Below are 5,219 nucleotides of genomic sequence, written 5' to 3'. Positions count from 1 at the left end.
ATCACTTAAGAAAAGCTTAAGTGATTTTTTTATGTCTAGTTTTTGGGAACCAGCTGCATGTCGCTAAGCCCATGTTCCAGTTTCCACTTTTCTATGATAGGTTGTTCCAGTTCCATCTGGCGGTACTCGTCAGGCGACATGATGGGTACACCGTGTACAATTGGATACTTCCGTTTACAGTATGCACAGGTTAGTATTCCCTCGAGGATATTCAGGTTGATATCCTTCGTAAAAATATCCAGCTTAAGATCTTTTTTATCGAAAGGGCAACATAATTTTTCTATGGTTTTTATTCTCATGATAATTGTTTTTTAGTTAATGCATCCCGGTAGGCCTGGGTTTGCTGTTTCGGATTTTTTGCGTTGAGTATGCCTGATATTACGGCCACGCCATCAAAATCTATTTTTTGTTTCAGGGTTGCTGTGTTTTCTGGGGTAATTCCACCGGAGATGAAAAGCGGAATGTCGGTTAATTTGCCAGCCTGTTCCACGTTTTCAGGAAGTACAATGGTACAACTGCCAGCGGAACGTGAAGGAAACATTGAACAAAAGGAGATATAGTCCAGTTGATTTTGGTGTGCCTGAATAACTGTTTCAAGGTTTCCAGAACAAGTTACGCCTACTATAAATGCTTTACCTATTTTTTGTTTAATTGAAAGAAGATCAACTGGAAAAGCATCAAAATGTACACCATCCAATGCTGATGTTTCGTTTAAAAGAGCCCATTCCTGGTTAATTAGGAGCGGTACGTGATACGGTTTGGCTAATGCGCTAATTTCCTGTATAAAACTCAGCTTGTTTATTCCTTCCGGCCAATGGTTCCAGATTTGCAACACATCAATACTGCCTTCGAGTGCAGCCTTGAGCTTATTAAATAATAATTGTTTTTCCATGCCGGGATCAATAACCAGATAAATGCCGCCTGCGATTTTTTTGCTCATTTCCATCCTTTATTTAATGCGTTAAAAAAAGCTCCCCAGTACGGATCGGTAGCAAAATAGGGTAGGTTCAAGATTTCGTCTTGATCAATCAATTGATATCCCTGTTCTTTAGCAATAAATTTTCCAATCACGGTTGCCTGTATGTTGTGCTGAGCAAGCTTTTCGATTAAAAGCCTAGCCTTCAATTTGTCGACAGCCATTACCGTGCTACCAGCACCTACACAAAATCTGGGGTCGAGTTCGAAAAGGCTACAAACCTGGCGAACCGTATCGCTAACAGGAATTTTTTGGTTTTCAAGGATTACCCCATTTCCCGAAGCGGCAGCCATCTCATATGCCGCTCCTAAGACACCACCCTCGGTCACATCATGCATGGCACTTACCATAGTTTCCTCATCATCAGTCGCTAAAAGTGCTTCTTCTAAACTAGAAGTTTGATAAAATAGATCACAGGCAAGAGTATAAGCTTCCTTTCCTAATTTATTGATTACCGTTTCCGGAAAGCTCATGGCTAAAATTGCTGTTGACGATACGGCGCATTGTTTGGTTACAATGATCAGGTCTTCTGGTTGTGCATATTTACTGAGCAAAATTTTATCGGCTGGCGCCGTAAGCACCATGGTTCCGCCACCGGCAATCGTAGAATTTTGACCTGTTACCTTTCCGGTATGGCCACCAGTAATGGATACGCCAATTTCTGCACAGTATTTATGGATAAATCCCCAGTAGGTATCAAGATCCTGCCTGGTTAAATAATCTGGTAAGTTGAGCACCATTTGCGCATACATGGGTGCAAAGCCTGTAGTACCCATATCATTGGCCATCAAATGAACAGAGAGCCATGCTGATTCCTGCAAGCCAAGTGAAGGAATCAAGGATAAAGGATCACTGGTCATGGCCAAAGCAAGTCCGCCGGGCAGGTTGATCACCGAAACATCTACGCCAAATGCCGGTCCGCAGTGCACTTCTTTACGATCTTTTCCACAACGCTGAAGTATCATGCCCTCAAAGTCGTCATTGTTGATTTTTCCTAAGTCCATCATTTTCGCTTTAATCTTTGAAGTGAACATAAAGGCCAAAGAAATCGCCATAAGGCAAACTCCATTGTTGAAGCGGAAACCATTTTGGAAGCCCTGTACAGGTCCATTCAATGGTATATTCCCGACCTTCCAAGGCTTCGTGGATTTTATGCGTCAAACCTTGTGGCGTATAAAAATTTGCAGTTACATAAAAGGGATTTTTACCAAATGCCTGCTGAATTCTCCTTCGGAAAAATTTCGGTGAATTCCGATTCATCATGCCAAAGGCGATACCCTTTTTTCCTACCCGGGCAGCTTCTTTAATTACCTGAACGGGATCTCGATAATATTCGAATGTGGTAATGAAAGCGACCGCATCAAAGCTGTGATCTTTAAACGGCATGAAGTGGGAATCGGCATTGACAAGGTCTCCCTCGAAAAGGTGGACAGCCTGGCCGAGCATAAAAGGAGAAAGATCTGCACCTGTAGCTTCGATTCCAATTTCTTCCCACCATCTGGTAAAACGTGTGGTACCGCAACCAAATTCAAGTAGTTCTTTAATTTCCGGGTTGCTGCCAAGCAGTTGCGCCATTACTTTCTTCTGCCATACTTCAGCACGCTTGTAACGCCCTTCGTACCATTGTTCATAGGTATCGGTATGTTCGCGGTTAAAAAACCATTCTTTTCTTCCCTGCCAGTTGGTAAGGCTTTCTGAAAGAACACTAAAGCTTTTTTGTTCTAATTGCATATGTCTAAAAATTTAAGGCCTGTCAGCTAACCGGATCTCCGGATAGTGAACAGGGCTTAAATTCAGACAGCCGAGCAGCCGCAATCATTTGAGCCAGTGCATCCCTACGCCGGTATTATCCGTGTCAGGTTCGCGGGTATTCATCTCAGCCTTTAACCTAAGTTAAAAGCACCCCGTGCAACAAGCCAAATATATAGATTTTAGTTTAAAAGACTAATTGAAAGTTAAAATTGAAAGTTAAAAGTTAAAAGTTCAGAGGGATTTACGGTTGGCCACCACCACCCATTGCACCATAAATCTGTCCGGTTGAATAACTGGCGCTGTTATCGGCCAGCTGCACATAAATAGAAGCCAATTCTGCCGGTTGCCCTGGTCTGCCCATCGGAGTTGCTTTTCCAAAGCTGGTCAACTTTTCATTGGTTGCACCACCGCCCACCTGTAAGGGTGTCCAAATAGGGCCGGGGGCTACACCATTTACCCGAACGCCTTTAGGGGTAAGGAATTTCGCCAGTGATCGAACCGTACTGGTATTCGCTGCCTTGGTTTGGGCGTAGTCGAACAATTCTGGTGAAGGATCATTGGCCTGTTCGGAAGTGGTGACGATAATGCTTGAACCAGGCTTAAGGTGGGGAATGGATGCTTTTAACAGCCAAAACGGCCCATAGATATTTGTTTTTATCGTGGCATCGAAATCCTCGGTGCTAATGTCTAATATCGAAGGTTTAGTTTGCTGGCGGGCTGCATTGCTTACCACAATATCTAAACCGCCCAGGCGCTTCACGCTATCTTCTACCAAGCGTTTGCAAAAAGATTCTTCACGCAAATCCCCTGGAATCGCGTATCCTTTTCTTCCGGCTTTGGTAATTAGCGCAATTACTTCTCTGGCATCTTCCTCTTCGGCTGGTAAATAATTGATTACCACATCGGCTCCTTCCCGGGCAAATGCAATGGCTGCAGCCCGGCCCATGCCTGAATCGCCTCCGGTAATCAGCGCTTTTCTTCCGGTTAATCTGCCTGAGCCTTTGTAACTTTCTTCGCCATGATCTGGACGGGGATCCATTTTGCTGGCCAGGCCAGGAAATGGTTGTTGCTGCGGTTTAAAAGGAGGACGTGGATATTTTGTCGTTGGATCTTGTAAGGCTGCCGGAGCAGAAAATGCCACGCCATCTGTTGCAAAAGCAGGTGATACGGCCAGGCCTGCAATACCTACGCCAAGGCCGGCTACGGCTTGTCGTCTGGTCATCAATTCTTTTTTCATAGGGTTAATGTTTTAAGGTTATTGTTTTCGGGATTATTTTTTGCTGGTGAACTACATGAATGCGCTTTCAGCTCATACTTTAATCTTTGCCATCAGTAAATTTTAACATCTGCCAAACAACATTGGTTTTGCGTATGCTAACACCATTAAGAATAATCTGGCAAATCTTTTATTTACCACTGAGAAAGCTGAAGAACTCCTTACCTTTAATCCATAAATAAAATCATCAATGAAAGCATTTTTAGGCATGGGCCTCTTAGGTTCAAATTTTGTTAAAGCGATGCTCCGTAAAGGAGATCAGGTACAGGTATGGAATAGAACAGCTACGAAGGCTAAAGCACTGGAAACGGATGGCGCAATAGCTTTTGATGATGTTTTTGATGCCGTAAGGGGCGTGGATTATATTCACCTTACACTTAAAGATGATGATACCGTTAATCAGGTTCTGGAATTGGCAAGTACAGGTTTTAAAACTGGCGTAATCATTATCGATCATACTACTACCTCAGTAAATGGTGCCATTGAACGAACAGCTTACTGGAAAAATAAAGGATTTACCTATTTGCATGCACCGGTATTTATGGGACCGCCGAATGCTTTGGAAAGCACCGGCAATATGCTGGTTTCCGGCGATCAGGAAGTAATCAAAAAAGTTGAGGATGAGCTTTCAAAAATGACAGGTAAACTTTTAAACTTTGGCTCAGAAGAAGGTAGAGCTGCCGCTATTAAACTCTCTGGTAATCATTTTCTTATATCGCTTACGGCAGGGCTGTCAGATACGCTGGCTTTGGCGAAATCTTTAGGCGTTCCTACTACTGATATTTCGGATTTGTTTGCAGCGTGGAATCCTGGTGCGGGTGTGCCTGCACGACTAAATAAAATTCTTACAGGCGATTTTGGTAAGCCTTCCTGGGAATTAGATATGGCCCGCAAAGATGCTGGTTTAATGATCAGCGCTGCTCAGGAAAAAGGAGTGAAATTAAATGTATTGCCTGCAGTTGTTGCTGAAATGGATCAGTGGATAGAGAATGGACATGGTTCCGATGACTGGAGTGTCATTGCGAAAAATAACATTTGATAAAAACGTCAATGGCAGTCGTCATTGCGAGGGCGTATTTCACGACCGTGGCAATCTTATTTTTTACAAATGAGATTTCTTCTCCCGATAAAGAATCGGGATCGCAATGACGAAAATAAAACGTTAATGCTAACAGGAATGATGTTTAGGGCAGTCGTTCATTGCGAAGCCGTATT

Annotated in this window: 6 protein-coding genes and 1 riboswitch; of the genes, 1 reads left to right on the top strand and 5 read right to left on the bottom strand. The window is 43.3% G+C overall.

Going from position 1 to position 5,219, the window contains the following annotated elements; translation table 11 throughout:
• Positions 1-35: 35 nt before the first annotated feature.
• The 5 genes from ON09_RS22410 to ON09_RS22390 all read right to left on the bottom strand — a co-directional run bounded on the left by ON09_RS22410 (position 36) and on the right by ON09_RS22390 (position 3,965).
• Positions 36-299 (bottom strand): Trm112 family protein, encoded by a 264-nt coding sequence (locus ON09_RS22410; protein ID WP_010603307.1) that lies wholly within the window; start codon positions 297-299, stop codon positions 36-38.
• A complete protein-coding gene (locus ON09_RS22405) occupies positions 296-940 on the bottom strand; it encodes a thiamine phosphate synthase (RefSeq protein WP_039843116.1) in 645 nt (214 codons plus the stop codon). Before ON09_RS22405 ends, ON09_RS22410 begins: the two co-directional genes overlap by 4 nt.
• On the bottom strand, positions 937-1,983 hold the full coding sequence (locus tag ON09_RS22400; RefSeq protein ID WP_029204569.1) for an AIR synthase family protein: 1,047 nt from the start codon (positions 1,981-1,983) through the stop codon (positions 937-939). The genes ON09_RS22405 and ON09_RS22400 overlap by 4 nt, the downstream gene beginning before the upstream one ends.
• Before the next feature lie 7 nt (positions 1,984-1,990).
• Positions 1,991-2,707, bottom strand: coding sequence for a class I SAM-dependent methyltransferase (locus ON09_RS22395; protein ID WP_010603304.1), 717 nt, complete (start codon positions 2,705-2,707; stop codon positions 1,991-1,993).
• Positions 2,708-2,791: 84 nt separating this feature from the next.
• Positions 2,792-2,893: riboswitch (TPP riboswitch) on the bottom strand.
• Positions 2,894-2,969: 76 nt separating this feature from the next.
• The gene (locus ON09_RS22390) at positions 2,970-3,965 is read right to left on the bottom strand and encodes an SDR family oxidoreductase (RefSeq protein WP_010603303.1); all 996 of its coding nucleotides are present in this window, start codon (positions 3,963-3,965) and stop codon (positions 2,970-2,972) included.
• 229 nt (positions 3,966-4,194) lie between these two features.
• Between ON09_RS22390 and ON09_RS22385 the strand changes: the two genes are divergently transcribed.
• Positions 4,195-5,043 carry an NAD(P)-dependent oxidoreductase gene (locus tag ON09_RS22385; RefSeq protein ID WP_010603302.1) on the top strand — a complete coding sequence of 283 codons (849 nt, stop codon included), beginning with the start codon at positions 4,195-4,197 and terminating at the stop codon, positions 5,041-5,043.
• Positions 5,044-5,219: the final 176 nt, after the last annotated feature.

The organism is Pedobacter agri PB92, from assembly GCF_000258495.1.
Taxonomy (GTDB): domain Bacteria; phylum Bacteroidota; class Bacteroidia; order Sphingobacteriales; family Sphingobacteriaceae; genus Pedobacter; species Pedobacter agri.
Note: the sequence above shows the minus strand (reverse complement) of the source record. Positions and strands in the feature narration are given on the sequence as shown.